The 25,474-nt window shown below is 71.6% G+C and carries 23 protein-coding genes and 1 tRNA gene; 16 read left to right on the top strand and 8 right to left on the bottom strand.

Annotation, left to right across the window (positions count from 1 at the left end; translation table 11 throughout):
* Nucleotides 1-12: 12 nt before the first annotated feature.
* The gene (locus ACFYP0_RS08640) at nucleotides 13-669 is read right to left on the bottom strand and encodes a 4'-phosphopantetheinyl transferase family protein (RefSeq protein ID WP_124862996.1); all 657 of its coding nucleotides are present in this window, start codon (nucleotides 667-669) and stop codon (nucleotides 13-15) included.
* A 198-nt stretch (nucleotides 670-867) separates the two neighbouring features.
* Between ACFYP0_RS08640 and ACFYP0_RS08635 the strand changes: the two genes are divergently transcribed.
* Nucleotides 868-1,137 carry a hypothetical protein gene (locus tag ACFYP0_RS08635; RefSeq protein WP_112581650.1) on the top strand — a complete coding sequence of 90 codons (270 nt, stop codon included), beginning with the start codon at nucleotides 868-870 and terminating at the stop codon, nucleotides 1,135-1,137.
* A gap of 46 nt (nucleotides 1,138-1,183) precedes the next feature.
* Here ACFYP0_RS08635 and ACFYP0_RS08630 read toward each other — a convergent pair whose 3' ends face one another.
* The 3 genes from ACFYP0_RS08630 to ACFYP0_RS08620 form a co-directional block, all read right to left on the bottom strand.
* Entirely contained in the window at nucleotides 1,184-1,966 is a 783-nt protein-coding gene (locus tag ACFYP0_RS08630; RefSeq protein WP_124862994.1) for a peptidase, read from the bottom strand.
* A complete protein-coding gene (locus ACFYP0_RS08625) occupies nucleotides 1,966-3,243 on the bottom strand; it encodes a VWA domain-containing protein (protein WP_355493873.1) in 1,278 nt (425 codons plus the stop codon). The genes ACFYP0_RS08630 and ACFYP0_RS08625 overlap by 1 nt, the downstream gene beginning before the upstream one ends.
* A 365-nt stretch (nucleotides 3,244-3,608) precedes the next feature.
* Nucleotides 3,609-5,270 carry a dolichyl-phosphate-mannose--protein mannosyltransferase gene (locus ACFYP0_RS08620; RefSeq protein ID WP_244219236.1) on the bottom strand — a complete coding sequence of 554 codons (1,662 nt, stop codon included), beginning with the start codon at nucleotides 5,268-5,270 and terminating at the stop codon, nucleotides 3,609-3,611.
* A 140-nt stretch (nucleotides 5,271-5,410) separates the two neighbouring features.
* On the opposite strand from ACFYP0_RS08620, the gene rsmI reads away from it, so the two are divergent.
* Nucleotides 5,411-6,250 carry a 16S rRNA (cytidine(1402)-2'-O)-methyltransferase gene (gene rsmI / locus ACFYP0_RS08615; protein ID WP_386995497.1) on the top strand — a complete coding sequence of 280 codons (840 nt, stop codon included), beginning with the start codon at nucleotides 5,411-5,413 and terminating at the stop codon, nucleotides 6,248-6,250.
* 31 nt (nucleotides 6,251-6,281) lie between these two features.
* Here rsmI and ACFYP0_RS08610 read toward each other — a convergent pair whose 3' ends face one another.
* Complete coding sequence (locus ACFYP0_RS08610; protein ID WP_355493874.1) at nucleotides 6,282-7,343, bottom strand: hypothetical protein; 1,062 nt, start codon at nucleotides 7,341-7,343, stop codon at nucleotides 6,282-6,284.
* A gap of 149 nt (nucleotides 7,344-7,492) precedes the next feature.
* Between ACFYP0_RS08610 and metG the strand changes: the two genes are divergently transcribed.
* Nucleotides 7,493-9,295, top strand: a complete 1,803-nt coding sequence (metG, locus tag ACFYP0_RS08605) for a methionine--tRNA ligase (RefSeq protein WP_124862979.1) — start codon at nucleotides 7,493-7,495, stop codon at nucleotides 9,293-9,295.
* Between the two features lie 42 nt (nucleotides 9,296-9,337).
* Here the strand turns inward: metG and ACFYP0_RS08600 are convergent, their stop codons facing one another.
* Nucleotides 9,338-10,594, bottom strand: a complete 1,257-nt coding sequence (locus ACFYP0_RS08600; protein WP_386995125.1) for a hypothetical protein — start codon at nucleotides 10,592-10,594, stop codon at nucleotides 9,338-9,340.
* Between the two features lie 129 nt (nucleotides 10,595-10,723).
* On the opposite strand from ACFYP0_RS08600, the gene ACFYP0_RS08595 reads away from it, so the two are divergent.
* The 6 genes from ACFYP0_RS08595 (at nucleotide 10,724) to ACFYP0_RS08570 (ending at nucleotide 16,747) form a co-directional block, all read left to right on the top strand.
* Nucleotides 10,724-11,623: a TatD family hydrolase gene (locus tag ACFYP0_RS08595; protein WP_386995123.1), complete on the top strand. Its 900-nt coding sequence runs from the start codon at nucleotides 10,724-10,726 to the stop codon at nucleotides 11,621-11,623.
* 46 nt (nucleotides 11,624-11,669) lie between these two features.
* Nucleotides 11,670-12,539 (top strand): 16S rRNA (adenine(1518)-N(6)/adenine(1519)-N(6))-dimethyltransferase RsmA, encoded by an 870-nt coding sequence (gene rsmA / locus ACFYP0_RS08590; RefSeq protein ID WP_355574862.1) that lies wholly within the window; start codon nucleotides 11,670-11,672, stop codon nucleotides 12,537-12,539.
* 86 nt (nucleotides 12,540-12,625) lie between these two features.
* Entirely contained in the window at nucleotides 12,626-13,573 is a 948-nt protein-coding gene (locus tag ACFYP0_RS08585) for a 4-(cytidine 5'-diphospho)-2-C-methyl-D-erythritol kinase (protein WP_386995121.1), read from the top strand.
* 120 nt (nucleotides 13,574-13,693) lie between these two features.
* A complete protein-coding gene (locus tag ACFYP0_RS08580) occupies nucleotides 13,694-15,499 on the top strand; it encodes an ABC-F family ATP-binding cassette domain-containing protein (protein ID WP_386995118.1) in 1,806 nt (601 codons plus the stop codon).
* Nucleotides 15,500-15,599: 100 nt separating this feature from the next.
* Nucleotides 15,600-16,055, top strand: a complete 456-nt coding sequence (locus ACFYP0_RS08575; RefSeq protein WP_124862961.1) for a DUF4383 domain-containing protein — start codon at nucleotides 15,600-15,602, stop codon at nucleotides 16,053-16,055.
* A 215-nt stretch (nucleotides 16,056-16,270) separates the two neighbouring features.
* Nucleotides 16,271-16,747, top strand: coding sequence for a DUF4383 domain-containing protein (locus ACFYP0_RS08570; RefSeq protein ID WP_356977878.1), 477 nt, complete (start codon nucleotides 16,271-16,273; stop codon nucleotides 16,745-16,747).
* A gap of 6 nt (nucleotides 16,748-16,753) precedes the next feature.
* Here ACFYP0_RS08570 and ACFYP0_RS08565 read toward each other — a convergent pair whose 3' ends face one another.
* Both ACFYP0_RS08565 and ACFYP0_RS08560 read right to left on the bottom strand, forming a co-directional pair.
* Nucleotides 16,754-17,452 (bottom strand): TetR/AcrR family transcriptional regulator, encoded by a 699-nt coding sequence (locus tag ACFYP0_RS08565; RefSeq protein WP_356977880.1) that lies wholly within the window; start codon nucleotides 17,450-17,452, stop codon nucleotides 16,754-16,756.
* Nucleotides 17,453-17,676: 224 nt separating this feature from the next.
* The gene (locus ACFYP0_RS08560; RefSeq protein WP_124862952.1) at nucleotides 17,677-18,642 is read right to left on the bottom strand and encodes an acyl-CoA desaturase; all 966 of its coding nucleotides are present in this window, start codon (nucleotides 18,640-18,642) and stop codon (nucleotides 17,677-17,679) included.
* Between the two features lie 315 nt (nucleotides 18,643-18,957).
* On the opposite strand from ACFYP0_RS08560, the gene ACFYP0_RS08555 reads away from it, so the two are divergent.
* The 7 genes from ACFYP0_RS08555 (at nucleotide 18,958) to cysD (ending at nucleotide 25,403) form a co-directional block, all read left to right on the top strand.
* Nucleotides 18,958-19,029, top strand: a tRNA-Gln gene (locus ACFYP0_RS08555).
* 110 nt (nucleotides 19,030-19,139) lie between these two features.
* Nucleotides 19,140-20,699 (top strand): bifunctional UDP-N-acetylglucosamine diphosphorylase/glucosamine-1-phosphate N-acetyltransferase GlmU, encoded by a 1,560-nt coding sequence (glmU, locus tag ACFYP0_RS08550; protein ID WP_386995115.1) that lies wholly within the window; start codon nucleotides 19,140-19,142, stop codon nucleotides 20,697-20,699.
* A gap of 58 nt (nucleotides 20,700-20,757) precedes the next feature.
* A complete protein-coding gene (locus ACFYP0_RS08545; protein WP_091394633.1) occupies nucleotides 20,758-21,738 on the top strand; it encodes a ribose-phosphate diphosphokinase in 981 nt (326 codons plus the stop codon).
* A gap of 334 nt (nucleotides 21,739-22,072) precedes the next feature.
* Nucleotides 22,073-22,768 (top strand): 50S ribosomal protein L25/general stress protein Ctc, encoded by a 696-nt coding sequence (locus ACFYP0_RS08540; protein ID WP_355574848.1) that lies wholly within the window; start codon nucleotides 22,073-22,075, stop codon nucleotides 22,766-22,768.
* A gap of 94 nt (nucleotides 22,769-22,862) precedes the next feature.
* Entirely contained in the window at nucleotides 22,863-23,453 is a 591-nt protein-coding gene (pth, locus tag ACFYP0_RS08535; RefSeq protein ID WP_356977885.1) for an aminoacyl-tRNA hydrolase, read from the top strand.
* 132 nt (nucleotides 23,454-23,585) lie between these two features.
* Nucleotides 23,586-24,416 carry a 3'(2'),5'-bisphosphate nucleotidase CysQ gene (locus ACFYP0_RS08530; protein ID WP_091394622.1) on the top strand — a complete coding sequence of 277 codons (831 nt, stop codon included), beginning with the start codon at nucleotides 23,586-23,588 and terminating at the stop codon, nucleotides 24,414-24,416.
* Between the two features lie 75 nt (nucleotides 24,417-24,491).
* A complete protein-coding gene (cysD, locus tag ACFYP0_RS08525; protein ID WP_091394617.1) occupies nucleotides 24,492-25,403 on the top strand; it encodes a sulfate adenylyltransferase subunit CysD in 912 nt (303 codons plus the stop codon).
* Nucleotides 25,404-25,474 lie beyond the last annotated feature (71 nt).

Raw genomic sequence — 25,474 nt, 5'->3', positions numbered from 1 at the left:
AACCAGGCGAGGTCAACGTGCCGGAAGCACGGCGGCGGTGCGGACCAGCCCGTCGGCGATCACGAAGTGGCCACTGATCGATGTCGGCGGGTCGTCGACCGCCGCCGCGTCCACCCGGGCCGGTGCGATCCGGGCAGTGAACGTGCCGGCATCCGGATCGATGTCGAGTCGGGCGTCGTGGAAGTCCAACCAGCCGCGGACGACCGGATGCCACACCTTGTAGACGGTCTCCTTCGCACTGAACAGCACGACCGGCCAGTGGGTGCCGCTGGGTAGCCGGGCGCAGGTGGCCTCCTCCTCGGGCAGCAGCACGAGTCGGCGTACTCCCGGATTGACCTCGCGGTGCTGCTCGGCGTCCATTCCGACGGACCGGATGTCGGTGGCGTGTGCCGCCGCGGCGGCGCAGTAGCCGGCGGTGTGGGTGATGCTGCCGACCACCCCCGCCGGCCAGACCGGCGCGCGGTCGGCGGCGGCCGGCACGGCGGTCGTCGGCAGGCCGAGGTCGCGCAATGCCCTGCGGGCGCACATCCTCCCCGCGGCGAAGTCCCGCCGACGGGTCTGCACCGCCCGCTCGCCGAGACATGCCTGCTCAGCGGGGAGCAGTTCGCCCGTCCAGTCCTCGGGCCCGGCGACGGCGACGGCGACCGTCGATGGCAGCAGGTCACGCATTCCGGTGACCTACTGGTCGGTAGGAATGACGCATCGAATTAACCGTCAAATTTCCGACTCCCACGACGGTCGAAGGTACCGCAAAGATGTAACACCGGAGGGACGCGCGGCGCCCTCCCTGATGGCTCCGGGGGGACCACCATCAATGCTGGCCGGCACGGCAGCCGCCAGTCCCGTGGACATCTGGAAGGACGTGCGATGACCGATGGCCTGGAACGGCCAGGGGTGCGGGCTGACGAACACGCCCCGAAGACCCCCTGTTGGAGCTGCGGCTCCTGCGGTGACGAGTGGCCGTGCGCGACGAAGCGCACCCGGCTGCTGGCGGAGTACGAGGGTGATCGAGCCATGCTCAGCGTCTATCTGGGCTCCTGCCTCGCCGCCGCCACCGAGGATCTGCGTGCGGCCCCGGTGATGTCGCTCCAGGACCGGTTCATCGGCTGGTTGCCGCGCGGCTCCCGGCGTAGCTGAGTCTCTGGTGGCCCCGCTGCTGGGCGGGGCCACCAGAGGTGGCGTCTCAGGGACGTCGAGGGCGTCGGGTCACCGCGAAGCCGAACACGCCGGCCACCGCGGCGAGCACGCCACCGATGCCGGTCCAGACCCAGCGCGAGCCGAGATCCGGCAACCAGTCCGCCAGCGAGCCGCTCTCGTCGTCGGCCTCCGCGTCCACCGGGGGTACGGCGTTGAGCACCGTGCCGGCCTTGGTGTTCGGCACCAGCGGGGCGGCCAACTCGCCGTCGTCAGCCGAGGCACCCCGGTCGGCGATGGTGCCGACCAGCAGGTCGACGTCGATCGGCGCACCCAGATCCGGCTCCGGCAGCTCGATCACTGAGAGTCGGACGACGTACGTGCCGGGCAGTGGGTCGGCCGACCAGGGCTCCGCCCACGACCGCACCTCGCGCAGCGTGCAGCCCAGCACCACGTTCGACGCCTTCGCGTCCACGGTCGGGGTCTGGGCCCCCGCCGTGCACGCCTGGCGTCGGCGCAGCCCGTCGAAGACGTCCACCGTCCAGGTGGAGGCGCCGCTGCGTCCCTTCGGGAAGGTGACGGTGGCGTTGATCTCGTGGACCTGGCCGGCCGTCGCCGGGAACGACCAGTAGAGGTGGTCGCCGATCGAGGCGTCCACCCGGACCGGTTGGCCGGCGGTGATCGGGGTGGCGGTGAGGAACGACGTGCCGGCACGGTTCACCGGCGTGGCACCCGGGGAGGGGGTCGGTGCGGCGACGGCCGCAGCGGGGAGCAGAGCGGCCACGCCGGCGGCGAGCAGCGCCGCCATCGACCGGAACAGTGCGATACGCATCAGTTCTCCCTCCAGGTGGCGACCCACCAGCGGGTGAGCAGACCGGCGAGCAGGCCGGTGATCAGCCCGGCGATGGTGAGCAGGCCGAGCAGCACCCAGCCCCGGCCGAGGTCCGGTCCGTCCGGTGCGGGTGCGGCGGCGACCACGTCGATGGTCAACTCCACCGGCATGCCCGGGGTGGCCGCGGTGCCGGGACGCGGGGCGAACGAGTTGCTGACCACCAGGCAGACGGTGGTGGGTTCGATGACCGGCGCGGAGCTCTGCTCGGTCTCGGCGGCATCCTCGTCGTCGGCGGTGGCCGACCAGCGCAGCCCGGCGGAGAGCACGTCGGCCCGCCCGCTGCCGGCGTCCGCGCCCCGGACGAGTTCCCGGCCGTCGGCCGCGGTGGCCCGAAGCAGCACCCCGTAGTCCCGGTTGACGGCCCGGTCCAACGCCATGCTCACCGAAGCCCGCAGCTCCTGCCCGGGGCGGATCGGCACCCGGTAGTAGCGATGCTCGGAGAACGCCTCCCGGTCGGCGTAGACGCCGGGGGCGAGCAGTGGCGCCGAGTCGCACGCGCTCGTGCCGCCGACCACGGTCGGGGCCCGGGTGTGCGTGTCCGCGGCTCGCTCGACGAGCTGTTTGATCCGGTCGGTCAGCTCCTCGGCGCTCTGGGCGGCGGTGTAGGTCCCGCCGGTCGCGCTGGCGATGCAGAGCAGTTGCCGGCGAACCTTCTCGTCGGGGGCCAGACCGAGGGTGTCGACGACCAGGCTGGTGCCCTGGGCGGCCAGTTCCCGGGCCACCTCGCACGGGTCCGGCGGAGCGCAGGTGTCCTCTCCGTCGGTGATCAGCACGATCCGCCGGGTGGTGGCCCCGGTGCCCAGGTCCTGCGCGGCGGAGCGCAGCGCCAGCCCGACCGGAGTGAACCCGGTCGGCCGAAGTGTCGCCACCGCCGCCTTGGCAGCGGACCGGTCCACCGGCCCGACCGGCACGATCTGCTGGGTGTCCTGGCAACCGACCTTCTTGTCCTTGCCGCGGTAGGTCGCGCCGAGCACCCGGATGCCGAGCTGTGTCTCCTCGGGCAGCGCGTCAACCACCTCGTTGAAGGCCTGCTGGGCGACCGCGATCCGGGTGCGTCCGTCGATGTCGGCGGCGCGCATCGACCCGCTGACGTCGAGCACCAGCTCGACCCGGGGCGGCTCGGGAGCCGGCTCCTCGTCGGCCTGCGCCGGCCCGGTCAGCGCGGTGGTCGCCAACAGTCCGAGAAGGACCGCCGTCGATCGTCTGAAGTTGATCACGATCCGCAGTGTAGTGAGATCCACTTTGGATGATCGTTTGGGTGGGGGCGTGCCGAACCGACGACTCCGGCTGGGCCGGGGATCGCCTCTGACCGGCCGCACCCGCGCTCAGGGTCCACGCCGGGTCACCCTCGGTCAACTGTGCGAGGAAAGGTGTCGGTTCGGCCAGCATCCGTCGGAAATCTGACCCAAGTCGACCCGTTGTGCCGGTGGTGCGCGGTGGTTAAGCTCTTCATGCGCGCCCCAATCGCCCGCTTCCCCCGTGGCAGGCGATCGGGGCGCGCGTCTTTGTCAAGAAGGGCCCGCACGCTTCGGCGTGCGGGCCCTTCTTCCGTCGCGCTACGCGGCGCGTCGCCTGTCGATGCTTATATCCACCGGCCGTCGAGCCACATCCGGGACAGCCAGTCCGAGTACGGAATCACCCGACCCACGAAGATCGGATAGAAGTACGCGAAGCAGAGTGCCACCAGCAGCACGTACGCCCCCGCCGCGATGCTGCCCACGAGTCGGCGCTCATAACTCGGGTCACCGGGCACCAGCGGCGCCACCGTACCCACGTCACCCCCGGCGGGCGCGATCAGCGCACCCAGCACGTACACCACGGCCAGCACCAGGAACGGCACCGCCGGCGCGGCGTAGAACGAGAACATCGTGCGGCCGTCGAGGGCGAACCAGAACCACGGCAGCAGCCCGGCGGCCACGGTGAGCAGGATCGCGCCGGCCCGCCAGTCCCGACGGGCCACACCCAGCCAGGCCAGCGCCACCAGGGCCGGCAGGAACGACCACCAGAGCAGCGGGGTGCCGAGCAGCAGAATCTCGGAGGCGCAGCTCGCCGCGCCGCAGACGCCGTCGCCGGCGTAGTGGAACGCCACCGGCCGGCCCAACAGCAGCCACTGCCACGGCCACGACTGGTACTTGTGCGCGTCGTCAAGCTGGGCGTGGAAGCCGTACGCCGCGCGGTGGTATTCGAAGAGATTGATGAGCGGGCCGATCACCGGCCGGTCGCTGAGCCGGGAGCCCGGGTAGGACGACGCGAGCCGGTAGTAACCGTCGTCGGTGAGCAGCCAGCCCGACCAGGTGGCGAGGTAGGTGCCCAGCATGAGCACGCCGGCGAGCACCAGCCAGGGCAGCTCGTCGACGAGCGCGTCCCGCCAGGGCCGGCGGACGCCCGCCGAGCGGCGGACGCCGACCTCCCAGAAGAGCACCAGCAGCGCGAAGGCCGGCACGAAGTACAGGGCGCTCCACTTCACCGCACAGGCGCAGCCGATCAGCACGCCGGCGGCCAGCCGCCACCACGGCCAGGTGCGCCAACCGGTCGGCGGGCGGCCGGCCCGGCCCGGCTGGCTCGGATCGAGCCCGTCGTCCAGGGCCCGTGCCCAGCGTCGACGGCGGGCGTCCCGATCGAGCACCAGCGCGCCGAACGCCGCCAGCACGAAGAAGAGCAGGAAGATGTCGAGCAGGGCCGCGCGGGACAGCACCAGGTGGAAGCCGTCCAGGGCGAGTAGCAGGCCGGCCGCGCAGCCGAGCACCGTCGAGCGGAACATCCGCCGACCGATGCGGACCAGTAGCAGCACCGACAGCGTGCCGATCACCGCCGCCGAGAAGCGCCAGCCGAACTCCGGCGCGGTGGTCATCAGGTGCCCGGGGACGGAGACCTTGGAATCGGCGTCCTGATAGCCGAACGCCCACTCGCCGACGCCGATCAGCCACTTGCCCAGCGGCGGGTGCACCACGTACGACGGGACGTTGTCCTTGTAGTTCCACTCCACGCCACGCGAGATCAGCCCGTAGGCGTCCTTGGCGTAGTACGTCTCGTCGAAGATCTTGCCCGTCGGGCTGGACAGCCCGACGAAGCGCAGGATCGCCGCGATGGCCACCACCACCGTCGTGGCGAGCCAGGAGAACCGGTCCGCCTGGCTGTCGACGGTCGCGAACCGTCGCCGGACCACGGCGGAGACCCCACCACCCTCGGCGCTCGGGGTCGTCGGCTCCTGGGGGGCACTCGCCTCTGCCGTCACCTGGATCATCTTGTCCGGATCGGCGCTCGGGCTCTGCGCTGTCGACGCACTCGTCACCCGGCGATCGTAGGCTGCCAAGGTGTCCAGTGGCGTCCGTCGTCCCTGATATCGGTATTCCCAGCAATGAAGGAGACGAATCCGTGGGTGAAATGTCCGAAGTTGGGCGCCTGATTCTGCTCGGTGCCCCGCTCGGCAACCCCGCCGACGCCTCGGCCCGACTCCGGGAGGTGCTGATCAGCGCCGACGTGGTCGCCGCCGAGGACACCCGCCGGCTCACCCGGCTGGCCCGCGATCTCGACCTCACCGTCGGCGGTCGAATCGTCTCCTACTTCGAGGGCAACGAGGAGCGGCGCACCCCCGAACTGGTCGAGGCCATCCTCGCCGGGTACGTGGTGGCGCTGGTCACCGACGGTGGGATGCCGAGCGTCTCGGACCCCGGCTACCGGCTGGTCCGGGCCACCTTGGATGTCGGAGCGCCGGTCACCGTCGCCCCCGGGCCGAGCGCGGTCACCACCGCGTTGGCCGTCTCCGGGCTGCCCTGCGACCGGTTCTGCTTCGAGGGCTTCCTGCCCCGCAGCGGGGGCGCCCGCCGGTCCCGGCTGCGCGCGCTCGCCGCCGAGGAGCGCACCCTGGTCTTCTTCGAGGCCCCGCACCGGATCGGGGCGACCCTCACCGACCTGGCCGACACGTTCGGGGCGGAACGGCCGGCCGCGCTCTGCCGCGAACTCACCAAGACCTACGAGGAGGTGCTCCGCCGCCCCCTTGGCGAGCTGGCCCGGTGGGCCACCGAGGGGGACCCGCGCGGAGAGATCACCCTGGTGGTGGCCGGAGCGCCGGTGACCGCCGCCGAACGCCCTGACGACGACACCCTGCGCGCCGCCGTCGCCGAGCGGGAGGCCGCCGGCCGGTCCCGCCGGGACGCCATCACCGACGTCGCCACCGAGTACGCGCTGCGCCGCCGGGACGTCTACACGATCGTGCACAGCTGACCGAGGTGGGCCGGTCCGCCGGACGGCGGGTTCACCACGCGGCGGCCAGGAATCCGACGGTGATCAGCGTGGGGCCGGCGATGGCGGCGGCCACGGCCCAGCGGCGGTGCCGGCGACCGGGCAGCCGGGCCGACCCGGTCCACCGGACGATGCCGCCGGTGCAGGCCAGCACCATCAGCAGACCGGGCAGCCACCGCAGGTGCCGGCCCACACCGACGTCCGCGTACGCGGTGCCGCTGTCCGGGCCGGTCATCCGCGCCGGCAGCGCGGTGCCGGCTGTGCTCTTCTCGACGGGCACGCCGCTGACCCGGACGCCATGGGCGATGAACCGCCCGTCCTCGGCCGTGAAGATCCCCCGGCATCGCAGGGTGAGCCCGCCGCCGGAGCAGTCGTCGATCACCACAGTGCCCGTTCGGGCGTGCCCGACCGCGAGCCAGAACGGGCCGGCGCTGACCCAGGCGAAGAAGGCCGTGACCAGGCTCAGCACCACCAGCGCGGCGAGCCCGGGCAGCGGGTCCGGTGGCAGTGGCGTGCGGTGAGGTGCCCGGCGCCGCGCCAGCCGGAAGCCGGGGAACCGCGCCGGTGCCGCGTCCTTGCGAATCGGGGTGCCGTCCCAGTGCACCTGCTCGATCGGCGCCCAGAAAGTGCCGCCGTCGTCGTCCGGCGCGTCGCCGTCGGGCCCGTGGTCGCGCTGCCGGCGGCCCTGCTGCCGGACCGGCACCCGACGCGGCACCGCGTCCACCGGCGCGCCGGTGGTCGGCTCCACCTCGACGGTTTCCGCGCCGGCCGGTGCCGCGCCGGCCGGCGGGCCCGACGAGCCGGGCCGGACCGGGCTGGGTACGGGGGCTCCCGGGGTCGGACGGGTCGGTGTGGGTGACGGCGCCGCCGGCGCGGGGCGGGCCGGGGCGGCTGACCTCCCCGCCGGGGTGGGCCGCCGCGCACCCGGGTCGACGCTGGGCACGAGCCGGGGCTGCGGCGGGACCCCGGCGACCCGGGACGCGGCGGGCTCGGGCCCCGGGTCGTCGCCGACCGCCGGCCCGGTGGGACGGTCCTCGTGGTCCCGTGCCGCTCCTCTGCCCGTCACGACGTTCATTGCACACCGCGCCAGGAGGTGAAACGGGCAGGTGAGCCGCGTGTCGACGACAAATCGGACCAACGGGCGACGTGGTTGGCCCGGTCCGCCGGTCGGGCACCCCCCATTGGTTCGCGAACGCCCCGGACGGGTCACTAGGCTCACTGCTCATGAGTCACGTTCTCGCGGCAGTGGCCTGGCCGTACGCCAACGGCCCCCGCCACATCGGCCACGTCTCCGGTTTCGGCGTTCCCTCCGACGTCTTCGCCCGGTACATGCGGATGGCCGGCCACGACGTGCTCATGGTCTCCGGCACCGACGAGCACGGCACCCCGATCCAGGTGCAGGCCGACGCCGACGGGGTGACCCCGAGGGAGCTGGCCGACCGCTACAACAGGGTGATCGTCGAGGACCTGCACGGCCTCGGTCTCTCCTACGACCTGTTCACCCGCACCACCACCCGCAACCACTACGCGGTGGTGCAGGAGTTGTTCGAGGGGATGTACCGCAACGGCTACATCGTGCCGAAGACCACCATGGGCGCGATCTCCCCGTCCACCGGGCGCACCCTGCCCGACCGCTACATCGAGGGCACCTGCCCGATCTGCGGGTACGACAGCGCCCGCGGTGACCAGTGCGACAACTGCGGCAACCAGCTCGACCCGATCGACCTGATCAACCCGAAGTCGCGGATCAACGGAGAGACCCCGAAGTTCGTCGAGACCGAGCACTTCTTCCTGGACCTGCCGGCCCTGGCCGAGGTGCTGCGGCAGTGGCTGGACACCCGCGAGGGGTGGCGGCCCAACGTGCTGCGGTTCTCGCGCAACCTGCTCGACGACCTCCAGCCTCGGGCGATCACCCGTGACCTGGAGTGGGGCGTGCCGATCCCGCTCGACGACTGGCGCGACCGGCCGGACAAGCGCATCTACGTGTGGTTCGACGCCGTGATCGGCTACCTGTCCGCCTCGATCGAGTGGGCCCGCCGCTCCGGCGACCCGGACGCATGGCGGAAGTACTGGTCCGCCGACGGCGCGGGGAAGGACGCCCAGTCCTACTACTTCATGGGCAAGGACAACATCGTCTTCCACTCGGTGATCTGGCCGGCGCTGCTCTCCGGCTACTCCGGCGAGGGCTCCCGCGACGGTGAGCCGGGCGAGCTGGGTCGGCTCAACCTGCCCACCGAGGTGGTCTCCAGCGAGTACCTGACCATGGAGGGGCGCAAGTTCTCCTCGTCCCGCAAGGTGGTCATCTACGTTCGCGACTTCCTGGAGCGCTACGACGCCGACGCGCTGCGCTACTTCATCGCCGCCGCCGGCCCGGAGAGCAACGACACCGACTTCACCTGGGCCGAGTTCCTGCGCCGCAACAACGACGAGTTGGTCGCCGGTTGGGGCAACCTGGTCAACCGGTGCGTCTCGATGGCCGCGAAGAACTTCGGGGCGATCCCGCCGGTCGACCCGGCCGGGCTCACCGAGGCTGACGAGGCGCTGCTCGCCGTCGCCCGGACCGGGTTCACCACGGTCGGCGACCTGATCGGCCGGCACCGGCAGAAACAGGCGATCGGTGAGGCGATGAAGGTGGTCGCCGAGGCCAACAGGTACCTCTCCGAGCAGGCGCCGTGGAAGCTCAAGGACGAGGCGGACAAGCCCCGGATGGGCACCATCCTGCACGTCGCCCTTCAGGTGATCAGCGATGCCAACACGCTGCTCACCCCGTTCCTGCCGCACTCCGCGCAGCAGGTGCACGAGCTGCTCGGGGGCACCGGCGTGCACGCGCCGATGCCGGTGATCGAGCAGGTCGACGACCTGGACGGCGGCCCGGCGTACCCGGTGCTCACCGGGGACTACACCGTTGGCGCGCGCTGGGAGTCGGTGTCGATCGAGGCGGGTCGCCCGCTGGCCGCGCCGAAGCCGGTGTTCCGCAAGCTCGACCCGTCGATCGTCGACGAGGAACTGGCCCGGCTCGCCGACTGAGCGCACGACGCGCGGCGGCGGGTAAGCCGCCGCCGCGCGCGGTCACATCGCGTAGCGGGTGTCCATCACCTGGTCGTCGGTCACCTCGGCGCCCGGCGCCCAGGCCTCGTAGACGCCGCGTTCCTGACACTGCGCGCCGGTCGTGACCACGGTGTCCGGGTTCGGGGAGCGCAGGCGCACCCGCAGCCAGCCGGCCTCCTCCCGGAGCACCAGGCACGGCACCCCGCGCCACTGGGCGAACCGGACCCGGCGGGCCACCGCGTCCACCGGGTAACGGGCCGCCCGGGTCATCGCCAGCACCCGGAACCCACCGGGCAGGTCGGCGACCGCCTCGTACTCGCTGTCGCCGTACATGCCGACCAGTTGGGTGGAGCGGGGGGCGTCGACGTTCGGCACGTACTCCTGGTCCGGGGAGAGACCCGGCACCGCGGCCAGCAGGTGCCGCCACTGCGGGCCCACCATCCGCAGCCACCCGCGCTGCTCGGCCTGGTAGGTGTACAGCACCACCTCCGCCCCCTCCGCCGGGTACGCGATGAGGGCCGCGTTCGCCGGCATCGGCAGGTCGGCGAAGTCCCGGGTGATGAACTCGGGGATGAGCTGACCGTTGCTGGGCACGAAGCCGGTGCCGAGCACCGGGGCGCCGAGCCGGTCCCGGGAGGCCAGCGCGGTCAGGCCGCGGTGTGCCGGGCCAACCGGCACGTCGTAGTCACCCGGGTCGGACGCGCGCCAGCGCAGCGCGTACGCCACGTCCGGGCCGTCCCGGCCGACGTCACCATCCGTACGCAGCACCGTCGTCGTCGCCGACGTACGCAGGTGGGCCACGTCGTGCTCGCGGTAGCAGAAGCCGTGTGGCAGCCAACCCCGTAGGTAGCCGGCGACCTGCTGGGCCGAGAGCACCTTCATCATCCGGGTGCCCCGCCGGACCACCGCCGACGCGCGCGCCGCGACCAGCATCGGATCGCCCGCCGCCGCCGCCGCCGCCGGCTGCTGGCTGAGCTGGTGCAGGTACGCCCAGCCCCGCTCGCGGTGAGCGGGCATCAGCAGCGGCGTCTCCGGCTCGTCGGCCGGCTCCGTCGCCCCGTGCACCGCGGTCACCTCGGTGACGTGCACGAACCGGTGCCACGGCAGGGCGCTACCCGGGCGGGGTGCCCACTCGAAGCCGGCCACCTCGTCGGCGCTGAACAACTCGTACGCGGCGCCTCGGGCGATCTCCTCGGCCGGGTACACGCCGCCGCCGAACGCCACGTGCAGTCCGGTCCGTTCACCGGCGCTGCCACCGGCCTGGGGGGTGACGCTCATGCCGTCGCCTCGCTGCTCGGTGGGATGAGGTCCGCACGCTGTCGCGTCCGCTCGTGAGCGACCGTAGAGTCGCGCGGCGTAGTCGGGGTGAACGTCGGGTGGCGGGCAGATGGACAGGCCCGGTGTGTGATGCTGTCGCTGATGAGCGAGCCCACTGAATCCCGCCGCGAGCGTGCCGCCCGGCGGGCCGGAGAGTTTCCGCCCGCCCCCGAGTCGTTGCCCCGGGCGGTGCTGGACAGCCACACCCACCTGGACATCACGGTCAGCGAGGCCGGTGTGCCCGGCGGCGGGCCGGCCGACGACCCGGTTGCCGTGGCCATCGCGTTGGCCGCGAAGGTCGGCGTGGACCGGCTCGTTCAGGTGGGCGTGGACGTCGCCTCCTCCCGGTGGGGCGCGGACACCGCCGATGAGTACCCCGCCGTGCTGGCAACCGTGGCGCTGCACCCCAACGAGGCACCCCGGCTCAGCGACCTCGACGAGGCGTTGCGGGAGATCGAGTCACTCGCCGCCCGCGACCGGGTCCGGGGGATCGGCGAGACCGGAATGGACTTCTTCCGGACCGGCGACGAGGGGCGTGCCGCGCAGGAGCAGAGTTTCCGGGCGCACATCGCCATCGCCAAGCGGTACGACAAGACGCTGGTCATCCACGACCGCGATGCGCACGCCGACGTGCTGCGGATCCTCGACGACGAGGGCGCTCCCGACCGGGTGGTGCTGCACTGCTTCTCCGGCGACGCCGACTTCGCCCGCGAGTGCGTCCGGCGCGGCTACCTGCTGAGCTTCGCCGGCACCGTCACCTTCGGCAGCGCGACGGCGCTGCGCGCGGCTGCCGCGCTGACCCCGGTGGATCAGATGCTGGTGGAGACCGACGCCCCGTACCTCACTCCGATGCCGTACCGGGGCCGGCCGAACGCGTCGTACCTGATCCCGCTCACCGTCCGCGCGCTCGCCGCGACCACCGGCAGCGACCTGGACGAGCTGTGCGCGGCCATCTCCGCCACCGGCGACCGGGCCTTCGGCCCGTGGTGAGCCCGGCCCGACGGTCGGCACCGACCCCGTCGCTACGCTGCCTGCCATGACCGGTCTCCTCGGCCCGGCGGAGATCCGGGAACTCGCCGCCCGGCTGGGCGTCGCGCCCACCAAGAAGCTGGGCCAGAACTTCGTGCACGACCCGAACACCGTGCGCCGGATCGTGACCGCCGCCGGCCTCACCCCCGACGACGTGGCCCTGGAGGTGGGGCCTGGCCTCGGCTCGCTGACCCTGGGGCTGCTGCCGGTCGCCGGGCACGTGCACGCCGTGGAGATCGACCCGGTGCTCGCCGGGGCGCTACCGGAGACCGCCGCGCGGCACGCCGGGGCCGACGCCGCCCGCCTCACCGTGCACCGCGCGGACGCGCTGCGCATCGCAGCCGCCGAGTTGGCCGACCCGGCACCGACCGCGTTGGTGGCGAACCTGCCCTACAACGTCGCCGTGCCCGTGGTGCTGCACCTGCTCGCCGTGCTGCCCACCCTGCGACACGGCCTGGTGATGGTGCAGAAGGAGGTCGCCGACCGGCTCGTCGCCGGTCCCGGCTCCAAGGTGTACGGCATTCCGTCGGTGAAGCTCGCCTGGTACGCCCAGGCCAGGGGCGCCGGCAAGGTGCCGCCGAACGTGTTCTGGCCGGTGCCCAACGTCGACTCCGGCCTGGTCTCCTTCACCTGCCACGAGCCGCCCCGCGCCGACGTACCGCGGGAGCGGGTCTTCGCCGTGGTGGACGCGGCGTTCGCGCAGCGGCGCAAGACGCTGCGCGCCGCGTTGGCCGGTTGGGCCGGTGGCGCGGACCGGGCCGCCGCGGCGCTCACTGCCGCGGGCGTCGACCCCGGCGCCCGCGGGGAGTCACTGACCGTCGAGCAGTTCGCCGCCATCGCCGCGTCGGCTCCGGTCGGTACGCCGGCCGGGAAGTAGGCTGACGCCGTGCCCGCCGAGGACGCCGAGGAGCTGATCGTGGCCAAGCCGTTCGACATCCGCCTGCACCTTCGGGACGTCACCCCGTGACCGAGGCCTGGCGACCGGACGACGACGAGCGACGCGGGGCCATCGGCCCGGTGCGGGTGCGGGTGCCGGCGAAGATCAACCTGCACCTCGGGGTGGGCCCGCTGCGCCGGGACGGCTACCACGAGCTGAACACGATCTACCACGCCATCTCGATCTACGACGAGCTGACCGCCCGCCGGGGCGACACCCTCGCCCTGACCATGGAGGGTGAGGGCACCGGCGAGCTGGCCCTGGACGACACCAACCTGGTGATCCGCGCCGCGCACGCCCTCGCCGGGTACGCGGGGGTGCTGCCGCACGCCCGACTGCACCTGCGCAAGCAGATTCCGCTCGCCGGTGGGTTGGCCGGTGGCAGCGCCGACGCGGCCGCCGCGCTGGTGGCCTGCGATGCACTCTGGGGCACCGGGCTGTCCCGCGACGAGTTGGCCGGCATCGCCGCCGACCTCGGCTCCGACGTGCCGTTCCTGATCTACGGCGGCACCGCGCTGGGCACCGGCCGGGGTGAGGCGATCAGCCCCGTGCTGGCCCGCCCCACCTCCTGGCACTGGGTGGTGGCGATCGCCGACGTCGGCCTCTCCACCCCGACCGCGTACCGGGAGCTGGATCGGCTCCGCGACTCCGGTGCCGCCGGCGCCCCGCTGGGCAGCACCGACGCCCTGCTGGGCGCGCTGCGCCAGCGTGACCCCCGGGTGCTCGCCCGTACGCTCGGCAACGACCTCCAGGACGCCGCCCTGGCCATGCGCCCGGCGCTGGCCGACACCCTGAAGGCCGGCGAGGCGGCCGGCGCGCTCACCGGCATCGTCTCCGGCTCCGGCCCGACCTGCGTGTTTCTCGCCGCCAACGCGGCCGACGCGGAGCGGATCGCCGCGGAGCTGACCGCTGCGGGCGTCTGCCGGGAGGCGCGGGTCGCGCACGGTCCGGTAGCCGGCGCCCGCGTCGGCTGACGACGCGTTCCACCGGAGCTGCTGGCGCGCGGCGCGGACGTTCGGGGCTTCCGCGTACCCTTGGGACAGGCGTCCAGGTGCCCGCCGGCATCGGGACGCCTTGATCATGAAGGGTGGAATGTGGCGAACATCGTCAATCTGGACCGGGTGTCCAAGGGGTACGGCGCCGCCGGGCGGCTGCTCACGGACGTCTCGCTCGGCCTGGACGACGCCGACCGGATCGGCGTGGTCGGCCTCAACGGCGCCGGCAAGTCCACCCTGCTGCGGCTGCTCACCAAGCAGGAGGACCCTGACGACGGTCGGGTGACCCACCGCCGTGACCTGCGTGTGCTCTGGCTGCCGCAGCAGCTCGCGCTCGCCCCCGAGGCCACCGTCCGGGACGTGGTGCTCGGCACCGCCTGGCTCGCCGAGGGCATGGGGGCTGAGCACGAGTGGGCCGGCGACTCCGGGGTGCGGGCCATCCTCGACGGCCTCGGCATGCCACACCTCGGCCTCGACCAGCCGGTCGGCCCGATGTCCGGTGGCGAACGCCGCCGGGTGGCGCTCGCCGCGCTGCTCGTGCGCGACTCCGACCTGCTCATCCTCGACGAGCCCACCAACCACCTGGACGTCGGCGGGGTCGACTGGCTGGCCCGGCACCTGGTCGGCCGCAAGGGCGCCCTGGTCGTGGTCACCCACGACCGGTGGTTCCTGGACGCGGTCTGCACCAACACCTGGGAGGTCGCCGACCAGACCGTCCGCGCCTACGAGGGTGGCTTTGCCGCCTGGATCCTCGCCCGCGCCGAGCGCGAGCGGGTCGCCGCCGCCACCGAGGCCCGCCGGCAGAACCTGCTCCGCAAGGAGATCGCCTGGCTGCGTCGTGGCCCGCCGGCGCGGACCTCCAAGCCGCAGTTCCGCATCGACGCCGCGAACGCGTTGATCGCGGACGTGCCGCCGGCGCGCGACACCATGTCGTTGCAGCGGATGGCGGTTTCCCGCCTGGGCAAACAGGTGTACGAGCTGGAGAACGTCGAGCTGCACGCCGGCCCGAAGGAGATCCTGCGCGACACCTCCTGGCTGGTCGGCCCCGGCGACCGGATCGCCATCCTCGGTGCCAACGGCGCCGGCAAGACCACGCTGCTGCGGATGCTCGCCGGCATCACCCGCCCCGATGGCGGTCGCCTCGGCACCGGCTCCACAGTGCGGCCCGCGTTCCTCTCCCAGGAGCTCACCGAGCTGCCCGGGCACCTGCGGGTGCTGGAGGCGGTGGAGGAGGTCGCCCGCCGGGTTCAGCTCGGCGACCGGGAGGTCTCCGCCGCGCAGCTCGCCGAGGTGTTTGGCTTCGACGACCGCCGCCTCTGGACCCCGGTCAGTGACCTCTCCGGTGGGGAGCGCCGCCGGTTGCAGATGCTGCGGCTGCTGGCCGGCGAGCCCAACGTGCTGCTCTTCGACGAGCCCACCAACGACTTGGACACGGACACCCTCGCCTCGCTGGAGGACCTGCTCGACTCGTGGCCCGGCACGATCATCGTGGCCAGCCATGACCGGTACCTGATCGAGCGGGTCACCGACACGGCGTACGGGATGTTCGGCGACGGTCGGCTGGTGCACCTGCCGGGCGGCGTGGACGAATACCTCGCGCGGACCGCCGAGCGGGCCGGCTCTCCTCGGGCGGGCGTCACCTCGACCTCCGCGCCCGCTGCCCCCTCGGGAGGTGGCATGTCCGCCGCCGAGGTCCGTCAGGCCCGTAAGGAGCTGACCCGGCTGGAGCGGCAACTCAGCAAGCTCGACCAGCGCGAGACCACGCTGCTCGATCAGCTCGCGGCGGACGCCACCGACTACGCCCGGGTCGCCGAGTTGGACACCCAGCTCAAGGATCTGCGCGCCGAACGGGAGCGGATCGAGGAGAGCTGGATGACCCTCGCCGAGGACCTGCCCGAGAGCTGACCGGCCGGGCGCGCCGGCACGGGCCCCGTGTGCGGCGTCACACCACCACATGCGAGACAATCGTCGGCGACACCTACCCCACGGCGTTGGAGACACAGACATGGCACACACCCCCGTCAACCACCCCGCGCGGCCGATCTACCGGGCGATCGGCGGGCTGACCGGTCTGTACCTGGTCGTCTTCGGTGTGCTCGGCATCATCGCGAGCACCGGCAACGAGATCCTCGCCCAGGACGACACCCGGGTCCTCGGTCAGGGCACCAACCTCGGCTTCTCGCTGCTCAGCGTGCTGCTCGGGATCGTCGTGCTGGTCGGCACCGCGCTCGGCCGCAACATCGACGTGGCGATCAACCAGTGGCTGGCGTACACCCTCATGGTGGTCAGCCTGGCCGGTCTCGCGTTCATCCGGACCGACGCCAACATCTTCAACTTCAGCATCACCACCGTGGTTGTGGTGATGACGGCCGCCCTGGTGCTGCTCATGGTCGGCATGTACGGCAAGGTCGGCACGGAGGATGAGGCGGAGGCGTTCCAGAAGGCTCGTCTCGTGCTCTGAGCTTTCTTTTTTGGTTGCGGCCGTGGGTTTTCGCCGGAGCCCGAGCTGCTCCGGGCGGTCAGGCTTGATCCCTGCGCAGCTCGGGCTCCGGCGAAAACCTGACCCGGTCCAGCCTCCGGCGGACCTTCCGGCATTGGTGTTTTTCGGACAGTCGGCTCTGCCTTGGGTGACAATCCTCCTGAAACGGTCAACTCAGGTGGATGGGGTTCAGGGCTATGCCGCATTTTCCGGTCAACCATCCGGCACGGCCGCTCTACCGGGTCCTCTCCGGGCTGATCGGGGTCTACATCCTGGTCTTCGGCGTCTGGGGCGTCGCCGAGACGATCGGCGACCCGCTCTTTGCCCGCAACAGCACCTGGGCCCTCGGACTCCGGACCAACCTGGCCTTCTCGCTCGCCTCGGTGATCTTCGGGGTCGTCCTGATCATCGGGGCCTCGCGGCGCACCAACCTTGGCCACTACATGAACCTCACCGCCGGGGTGGTGTTCCTGGTGACCAGCATCCTGATGATGTCGGTGCTGCAGACCGGAGCGAACTTCCTCAACTTCTCGATGTCGACAGTGGTCGTGTCGATGCTGTTCGGCCTGATCCTGCTCGGCACCGGTCTGTACGACAAGATCGGCCCACCGGAGTCCGCCGAGGCGGAGCTGGAGCACCGCAAGCACCCGGTGGCCGACGTGCACCGCCGTTGAGCGGGGTCAGTGGCGCCGCGCGGTGATCAGCGTCGGCTTGGCCTCCAGGTGCGACAACCCGTTCCAGGCCAGGTTGACGAGGTGCGCCGCCACCGTCTCCTTGCGCGGCTTTCGCACCTCCAGCCACCAGCTGCCGGTCAGCGCAACCATGCCCACCAGCGCCTGTGAGTACAGCTCGGCCAGCTTCGGGTCGTACCCCCGGCTCTTGAACTCGGCACCCAGGATGTGCTCGACCTGGTGTGCGACGTCGTTCATGATGCTGCTGAAGGTGCCCGTCGCGGACATCAGCGGCGACTCGCGGACCAGCACGCGGAAGCCGCTGGTCTCCTCTTCGATGTAGCCCAGCAGGGCCAGCGCCGCCTGCTCCAGCAACTCCCTCGGGTGCCCGGCGGTCAACGCCGTGGTGATCCGATCGAGCAGAGCCCGGACCTCCCGGTCCACCACGACCGCGTAGAGCCCTTCCTTGCCGCCGAAGTGCTCGTAGACCACCGGCTTGGAGACTTTGGCGCGGGACGCCACCTCCTCGATGGAGGTGGCGTCGAAACCGCGTTCGGCGAAGAGTTGCCGGCCGGTCGCGATCAACTGCTCCCGGCGTTGGGCCGCCGACATGCGGACCCGGGAGGGAGCTTTGGCTTTCGGTGCCGCCGCCGGCGTCGCCCGCCGGCCGCCGACGGCTGCCGCCGCCTCGTCGCTGACCTCAGGCATGTCGCCGCCTCGCTGGCGCTCGGTGACGCCCTGCCGTGGAATGGTTCCTCCGCTGTGCCCGTTCACGTCGTCGCCTCACTGTCGGGCGGTCCGACCGCCCTGACGCGCCGTTCGACCGTACCCGGATCGGGCTCGGCCCCCCGTCCGACGAGCCGCCCGGTCCCCCCGCATGGCTCGGTCATCCGGCCATCCTGCCAGGCGGCATCGTCGGGCACCGCCCGGTTTCAGCGCGGTGCGACCGGCTTCACCAGCTTGGCGGCGAGGCGCTCGGGCTTTGGCCAGCGCACCTGCGTTGCCGCGCCGGTCTTCTCGAACAACCAGATCACCCTGGCGGAGATGTCCACCTGACCGCGCAGCACGCCGTGCCGGGCGCTGGTCGGGTCGGCGTGGTGCAGGTTGTGCCAGCTCTCGCCGAAGGACAGGATCGCCAGCGGCCAGAAGTTCGACGCACGGTCGCCCTGGCGCATCGCGAACGGACGCTCGCCGTAGACGTGGCACACCGAGTTGATCGCCCACGTGACGTGGTGCAGGAGGCCGATCCGGACCAGCCCGGCCCAGAAGAACGCCGTCAGCGCACCCTGCCAGGACCAGGTCACCAGGCCGCCGATCAGTGCCGGGCCGAGCAGCGAGATGGCCACCAGCGCGGGGAAGAGCCGGTCGACCCGGCTGATGTCCCGGTCGGCGATGAGGTCCGGTGCGAAACGCTGGCGGTTGGACAGCTCCCGGCGGAACAGCCAGCCCACGTGTGCGTGGAACAGGCCCCGGGTCAACGCCCAGAAGCTGGTGCCGAAGCGCCACGGCGAGTGCGGGTCACCCTCCAGGTCGGAGAACGCGTGGTGGCGCCGGTGGTCGGCGACCCACTGAATGATCTCGCCCTGCACCGCCAGCGAACCCGCGACCGCCAGAGTCACCCGCAGCCACCGCTTGGCCTTGAACGAGCCGTGCGTGAAGTAGCGGTGGAAGCCGACGGTGATGCCGAGCCCGGAGACGACGTACCAGACCAGGCCGATGATCACGTCGGTCCATCCCAGCCAGCCGCCCCACGCCACCGGCACGGCGACCAGCAGGGCGACGAAGGGGATCACCACGAAGGCCCAGAGGGCGGCCAGGATGCCGGGGGACTGGCTGCCGTCGGTGAGTGGTTTGGGGCCGGGGCCGGCGGTGTTGGAATCGAGCAGAGCAGTGGACATGGGACCTCGCAGGGGGATGGTAACGATCACTAACTTACGCCTACGTCACCGTAACTTACGGCCCCGTAGATCGCACGGGGAAGTTTCGAATCGCCTTCGCGTAACTGCTCGAAGTCGCAGGTCAGTCGGCACGGTGGCAGGTGCCTGGCCGGCCCGGGAAGCGGGCGGCCGAGGTGCCGGCCGACCACACCCGGACAGTCGACGGCATCGACCGCTCGCCGTGCGGCGGGATGAGCGCTGGCGTCCGGCGGCCGGGGCGCTAAGGTGTAGCGGCGGGATGGTCCATCCCTCCTGCGACGTGCTCAGCGTCGCTGATCGGCCGTGGTGTAATTGGCAACACCCGGGTCTTTGGTACCCGTATTTCAGGTTCGAACCCTGGCGGCCGAGCTGCCCACCTACGCCCGTTTTAGGGTCCGGTGGGGGTAAGAGGGAAACGTGCCGGGCCCCGCGGCTAGCATGGCCGCGAGAGTGTCCGCCGTCCCGACGGGAGCCACGTCGTGCCCCAGCCCCACCTCCGTACCGTCGTCGTACTTGCCGCCGGTGAGGGCAAGCGGATGAAGTCGACGCTGCCCAAGGTGCTGCACCCCCTGCTCGGTCGGACGCTCCTCGGTCACGTGCTGAGCGCCGCCGCCCCGTTGGGCGCGGACCGCACCGTCGTCGTGGTGGGGCACGGCGCCGACCAGGTGCGGGCGCACCTGTCCGAGGTCGCCCCGGACGCCACTCCGGTGCTCCAGGCCGAGCAGCTCGGCACCGGGCATGCCGTACGGATCGCGCTGGAGGCCGTACCGGACGGTGCCGGAACGGTCGTGGTGATCAACGGTGACGTGCCCCTGCTGCGACCCGAGACGGTGGGCGCACTGGTGACCGCGCACGAGGAGGCCGCCGCGGCGGCCACCGTGCTGGCCGCCGAGGTGCCCGACCCGACCGGCCTCGGGCGGATCGTGCGGGACGCCGACGGCCGCCTGGAGCAGATCGTCGAGGAGCGTGACGCCGACACGACGCAGCGCGCGATCCGGGAGATCAACGCCGGCATCTACGCGTTCGACGCGGTGCGGCTGCGCGAGGCGCTGGGCAAGCTCTCCACCGACAACGACCAGGGCGAGGAGTACCTGACCGACGTCTTCGGTCTGCTCCGTTCCGTCGGCGAGCCGGTGGCGGTGCACGTCGCCGTGGACCACGTCGAGACGTTGGGCTGCAACGACCGGGTGGAGCTGGCCACGTTGCGTCGGCTGCTGCGCGACCGGATCAACGAGGTGTGGATGCGCACCGGGGTGAGCCTGCTCGACCCCGCCACCACCTGGATCGACGTGACTGTCGCGCTGGACCGGGACGCGGTGGTCGACCAGAACACCCAGTTGCGCGGCGGCACGGTGGTCGGCGCGGGCGCGCTGATCGGGCCGGACGTCACCCTGATCGACACGATCGTCGGCCCCGCCGCGTCGGTGATCCGCAGCCACGCCGTCGGCGCCGAGGTGGGCGCGGGCGCGACCGTCGGGCCGTACGCGTACCTGCGGCCGGCCGCCCAGTTGGCCGAGAAGGCGAAGGTCGGCACCTTCGTCGAGGTGAAGAACTCGCAGATCGGCGCCGGCGCGAAGGTGCCGCACCTGACGTACGTCGGCGACGCGACGATCGGCGAGCAGACCAACATCGGCGCCGCGTCGGTCTTCGTGAACTACGACGGGGTCAACAAGCACCGCACGGTGATCGGCAGCCACGCGCGGACCGGTGCGGACAACATGTTCGTGGCACCGGTCGAAGTGGGCGACGGGGCGTACACGGCGGCCGGTTCGGTGATCGTCGACGACGTGCCGGCCGGGGCGATGGGCGTCGCCCGGGCCCGCCAGCGCAACATCGAGGGCTGGGTCGTCAAGCGGCGCGCCGGCACCGCCGCGGCGGAGGCGGCGCAGCGGGCCCGCGACGCGAAGGATGCGCAGCCGGCCGGCGACGCGAAGGGTGCGTCCGGTACGACCGGTGCCGCAAGCCACAGTGAGGCAATCCACGGGGCGACCGAGACGCTGGGCGGCGCATCCGGCGCGGGAGATACTGCAACCGAATAGTCCCTGACCCACCACCACCGGGTCGGGTACCGCCGACATAACGGGAGCAGACGGGCCCATGGGCAGCATCGTCGCCGAAAACCGCAAAAGCCTGATGCTCTTTTCCGGACGTGGCTTTCCGGAGTTGGCCAAGGAGATCGGCGAGGTGCTCGGCGTCGCGCCGACGCCAGCCGACGCGTACGAGTTCGCCAACGGCGAGCTCTTCGTACGGTTCAAGGACTCGGTACGTGGTTCGGACGCCTTCGTGGTGCAGTCCGTCACGCACGGGGTGAACACCTGGGTCATGGAGACCCTGATCATGGTGGACGCGCTGAAGCGGGGGTCGGCGAAGCGGATCACCGTGGTGCTGCCGTTCTACCCGTACGCCCGCCAGGACAAGAAGCACCGTGGCCGGGAGCCGATCTCGGCCCGCCTGGTGGCGGACCTGCTGAAGACCGCCGGCGCGAACCGCATCCTCACCGTCGACCTGCACACCGCGCAGATCCAGGGCTTCTTCGACGGCCCGGTGGACCACCTCTTCGCGATGGACATCCTGGCCGAGTACGTGGAGCACAAGTACGCCGGCCGGCCGATGACCGTGGTGGCACCGGATTCGGGCCGGGTGCGGGTGGCCGAGCGGTGGACCGACCGGTTGGGCGGCTGCCCGCTGGCGTTCATCCACAAGACCCGTGACCCGATGAAGCCGAACCAGGTCGTGGCGAACCGGGTGGTCGGCGAGGTGGAGGGCCGGGTCTGCCTGATCGTCGACGACATGATCGACACCGGGGGCACCATCGCCAAGGCCGCCGACATCCTCAAGGAGTCGGGCGCGGCGGAGATCGTGGTCGCGTCCACCCACGCGTTGCTGTCCGACCCGGCCACCGAGCGGCTGAAGAACAGCTCGATCAGCGAGATCGTGGTGACGAACACGCTGCCGCTCCCGCCGGAGAAGCAGCTGGACAAGCTCACCGTGCTGTCGATCGCGCCGCTGCTGGCGCGGGCGATCCGGGAGGTCTTCGACGACGGCTCGGTGACCACCCTCTTCGGTGGCCTGAGCTGATCCTGAGCCCCGTTTCCGCCACTCGACACGCTGGCGGGAGCAGGGCTGGCAAACTGGTGGAAACGGGGCCGGCACGCAGGGTGGGAGCACCACCCACGCGCCGGTCACGAGCCGTGATCGGGGACTGCCGGAAACCCTGGAAACAGCTCGGGTAGACTGGTGCGGTTGCCACGGCGAGGGTGCCCGGCGGGCCGCTGAAAAGCGCCGCACGGAGGCACCGTCATCGACGCGGTGCTCCGGGCAGTCGTTCATGACGCATGAGCCCCAGCGAGCCCCTCGCCCCAGCACCGTTAGACGACAAGCCGCCGCAGCGAAAAGCATCAGGAGTTTCCCCGTGTCCGAGGTAAAGATCAGCGCCGAGCCCCGTACCGAGTTCGGCAAGGGTGGTGCCCGCCGTACCCGCCGGGCCGGCAAGGTGCCCGCCGTGCTGTACGGCCACGGCGAGAAGCCCAAGCACATCGCGCTGCCGTCGCGGGAGTTCGCCGCCGCGATCCGCAAGGGCGGTGCCAACCAGCTCTTCGCGATCGACATCGCCGACGGCACCCAGGTGCTGGCGCTGCCGAAGGCGATCCAGCGTGACCCGATCCGCGACACCTTCGAGCACGTCGACCTGATCCTGGTCCGCCGGGGCGAGAAGGTCACCGTCGAGGTCCCGGTCCAGCTGACCGGCGAGGCCGCCCGGGACACCCTGATCGTGCACGACCACGACACCCTCTCGGTGACCGCGGACGCCACCAAGGTTCCGGACCACCTCGAGGCGTCGATCGAGGGCCTGGAGGCGGGCACCCTGGTGACCGCCGGTGATGTCGAGCTGCCGACCGGCGTCGAGCTGGCCGTCGACTCGGAGCTGACCGTCGCGTCGGTGACCGCCGCCCCGACCGCCGAGCAGCTCGAGGCGACGCTGCCCGAGGTCGAGGTTGCCACCGACGAGGCCGAGGCCGAGGTCGGCGAGACCACCGAGGGCTCCGAGGGCGCGGACGCCGCCCCGGCCGAGGGCGCCGAGACGACCGAGGCGCGCACCGAGGCCTGATCGGTTCGTACTGTGCGACAGGCGTCCCCGGATGTTCGGGGGCGCCTGTCGGCATATCGGGAGTCGGTGGGATGGGCGTCGGAAGGGACGGGTCGTGACGGACGAGGCGGGGCCGTGGCTGGTGGTCGGCCTGGGAAACCCGGGTCGGGAGTACGCCGGCAACCGGCACAACGTCGGGTTCATGGTGGCCGATCTGCTGGCCGGGCGGGTGAGTGCGCGTTTCGGCCGGCACAAGCGGGCGGTGGCCGAGGTGGCCGAGGCGCGGCTGGGGTTCGGTGGCCCGAAGCTGGTGCTGGTCAAGCCACTGACGTACATGAACCTCTCCGGCGGGCCGGTAGCGGCATTGGCGCAGTTCTACAAGGTGCCCACCGCGCAGGTGATCGCGGTGCATGACGAGCTGGACATCGGCTTCGGCCAGGTGCGGGTCAAGTTCGGCGGCGGCGAGGGCGGGCACAACGGCCTGCGTTCGATGTCGAAGTCGTTGGGGACCAAGGACTACGCCCGGGTGCGGTTCGGCGTTGGCCGACCGCCGGGGCGGCAGGATCCGGCGGATTACGTGCTGTCGGATTTTGGCGCGGCCGAGCGCAAGGAGCTGGATTTCCTGGTGGACCGGGCCGCCGACGTGGTGGAGTCGGTGATCACCAAGGGCGTGGAGCCGACCCAGAACCTCTACCACGGCGGCTGAGCCGGGCGGGGCGTACCCGAGCCGGAAACGGCGGGCCGGTAGTCTGCGCCTTTCAGCGTGCCGCGACCGGCGACGCGAGTCGCGGCGGATCGGCCCGTGCGGGCGGCGCGGCGAGGCGACGGGAGCGGACAGATGAGCAGTCCTCCGATGATCGATGGCGCGTTCGCCCGATGGTTGGCGTCCCGAGCCGGGCAGGCGCTGCTCGACCTGCGCACAGAGATGGGTTTCGCCGACGCCGGCGCGCTGAAGTCGGCCGGGGACAAGGTGTCGCACGACCTGATCCGCACGGAGTTGGCGAAGTGGCGTCCGGGTGACGCGGTGCTCTCCGAGGAGGACGAGGGGTCGCGGTTGGCCTGGGCCGCGGAGGTGAACACCGGAGCGGTGTCGCGGTTGAACGCGGACCGGGTGTGGATCGTCGACCCGTTGGACGGCACCCGGGAGTTCTCCGAGGAGGGCCGCTCGGACTGGGCGGTGCACGTGGCGCTCTGGGCGCGTAACGCGCCGAGCCCGCACGGGCTGGTCGCCGGGGCGGTGGGGTTGCCGGCGCAGCACCGGGTGCTGGGCACTGACTACCCGCCGGCGTACCCGCCGATGACCGTGGAGGCGGCGACGGCCGGCGAGCGGAAGATCCGCCTGGCCGCGAGCCGGAGCCGGCCGCCGGTCTTCCTGACCGATCTGGCCGAGGACGTCGGGGCGCACCTGGTGCCGATGGGCTCGGCCGGAGCGAAAATCGCCGCCGTGGTCACCGGCGAGGTGGACGCGTACATCCACGCAGGTGGGCAGTACGAGTGGGACTCGGCGGCCCCGATCGCTGTGGCGACGGCCACCGGACTGCACGCTTCCCGGATCGACGGTTCTGCGCTGAAATACAACGAGGCGGATCCGCGGCTGCCCGACCTCCTGGTCTGCCGCAAGGATCTCGCCACCCGGTTGCTTGCAGCGCTGCAGAAACATTCCGGGTAGCCTGAGCGAACTTTCTTGACATGCCCGACCGGAAAGGTCTGGAAATCGGATGAGCGAGCGAATCGAGCCGGTGTCATGACCACCCCCGCGGCGTACCAGGTCTCCCACCTGGACGCCTTGGAAGCGGAGAGCATCTTCGTGATGCGCGAGGTGGTCGCCGAGATGGAACGCCCGGTGATGCTCTTCTCCGGTGGCAAGGACTCGATCGTCATGCTGCGGCTCGCGCAGAAGGCGTTCGCCCCGGCCAACGTCCCCTTCCCGGTCATGCACGTCGACACCGGGCACAACTTCCCCGAGGTCCTGGAATACCGCGACCAACGGGTCGCCGAGCTGGGGTTGCAACTCGTGGTGGCGAGCGTGCCGGAGGCCCTGGCCAGCGGCATGGTCCGGGAGTCCGGTGACGGCATGCGCAACCGGATCCAGACACCGGTGCTGCTGGACGCGGTGGAGAAGCACCGCTTCGACGCGCTGTTCGGTGGCGCCCGCCGGGACGAGGAAAAGGCCCGGGCGAAGGAGCGGGTGTTCAGCTTCCGCGACGAGTTCGGTCAGTGGGACCCGAAGAACCAGCGACCGGAGCTGTGGTCGCTGTACAACGGCCGGCACCACCCGGGTGAGTCGATCCGGGTCTTCCCGCTGTCCAACTGGACCGAGCTGGACGTCTGGCACTACATCGCCCGGGAGCGCATCCCGCTGCCGTCGATCTACTACGCGCACGAGCGCGAGGTGATCGAGCGGGACGGCATGTTCTACGCCGTCAACGAGTTCTTCCGCCCCCGCGCGGGTGAGGAGCGGTTCAAGGCGCAGGTGCGCTACCGCACCGTCGGCGACGCATCCTGCACCGCCGCGGTCCGTTCCGACGCGGACACCGTGGAGAAGGTCATCGAGGAGGTGGCGGCCACCCGGATCACCGAGCGCGGCGCCACCCGTGGTGACGACCGGGTCAGCGAGGCCGCCATGGAGGACCGCAAGCGGGAGGGCTACTTCTGATGAGCACCGAGATCGTGGCGTCCGAGAATGCGGAGGCCCGGGCTGTCACCGGGGCAGGGCCGGAGGCCCGG

The sequence above is a fragment of the Micromonospora arida genome, assembly GCF_042873195.1.
GTDB lineage: Bacteria > Actinomycetota > Actinomycetes > Mycobacteriales > Micromonosporaceae > Micromonospora > Micromonospora arida.
This window is presented reverse-complemented; position numbering and strand designations above follow the sequence as displayed.

What these genes read in the sequence shown, in the direction of transcription:
- ACFYP0_RS08640 (WP_124862996.1), bottom strand. Translation starts at nt 669, where the DNA reads ATGCGTGACCTGCTGCCATCGACGGTCGCCGTCGCCGTCGCCGGGCCC.
- ACFYP0_RS08635 (WP_112581650.1), top strand. Translation starts at nt 868, where the DNA reads ATGACCGATGGCCTGGAACGGCCAGGGGTGCGGGCTGACGAACACGCC.
- ACFYP0_RS08630 (WP_124862994.1), bottom strand. Translation starts at nt 1,966, where the DNA reads ATGCGTATCGCACTGTTCCGGTCGATGGCGGCGCTGCTCGCCGCCGGC.
- ACFYP0_RS08620 (WP_244219236.1), bottom strand. Translation starts at nt 5,270, where the DNA reads ATGATCCAGGTGACGGCAGAGGCGAGTGCCCCCCAGGAGCCGACGACC.
- rsmI (WP_386995497.1), top strand. Translation starts at nt 5,411, where the DNA reads ATGTCCGAAGTTGGGCGCCTGATTCTGCTCGGTGCCCCGCTCGGCAAC.
- ACFYP0_RS08610 (WP_355493874.1), bottom strand. Translation starts at nt 7,343, where the DNA reads ATGAACGTCGTGACGGGCAGAGGAGCGGCACGGGACCACGAGGACCGT.
- metG (WP_124862979.1), top strand. Translation starts at nt 7,493, where the DNA reads ATGAGTCACGTTCTCGCGGCAGTGGCCTGGCCGTACGCCAACGGCCCC.
- ACFYP0_RS08600 (WP_386995125.1), bottom strand. Translation starts at nt 10,594, where the DNA reads ATGAGCGTCACCCCCCAGGCCGGTGGCAGCGCCGGTGAACGGACCGGA.
- ACFYP0_RS08595 (WP_386995123.1), top strand. Translation starts at nt 10,724, where the DNA reads ATGCTGTCGCTGATGAGCGAGCCCACTGAATCCCGCCGCGAGCGTGCC.
- rsmA (WP_355574862.1), top strand. Translation starts at nt 11,670, where the DNA reads ATGACCGGTCTCCTCGGCCCGGCGGAGATCCGGGAACTCGCCGCCCGG.
- ACFYP0_RS08575 (WP_124862961.1), top strand. Translation starts at nt 15,600, where the DNA reads ATGGCACACACCCCCGTCAACCACCCCGCGCGGCCGATCTACCGGGCG.
- ACFYP0_RS08570 (WP_356977878.1), top strand. Translation starts at nt 16,271, where the DNA reads ATGCCGCATTTTCCGGTCAACCATCCGGCACGGCCGCTCTACCGGGTC.
- ACFYP0_RS08565 (WP_356977880.1), bottom strand. Translation starts at nt 17,452, where the DNA reads ATGCCTGAGGTCAGCGACGAGGCGGCGGCAGCCGTCGGCGGCCGGCGG.
- ACFYP0_RS08560 (WP_124862952.1), bottom strand. Translation starts at nt 18,642, where the DNA reads ATGTCCACTGCTCTGCTCGATTCCAACACCGCCGGCCCCGGCCCCAAA.
- ACFYP0_RS08545 (WP_091394633.1), top strand. Translation starts at nt 20,758, where the DNA reads ATGGGCAGCATCGTCGCCGAAAACCGCAAAAGCCTGATGCTCTTTTCC.
- ACFYP0_RS08530 (WP_091394622.1), top strand. Translation starts at nt 23,586, where the DNA reads ATGAGCAGTCCTCCGATGATCGATGGCGCGTTCGCCCGATGGTTGGCG.
- cysD (WP_091394617.1), top strand. Translation starts at nt 24,492, where the DNA reads ATGACCACCCCCGCGGCGTACCAGGTCTCCCACCTGGACGCCTTGGAA.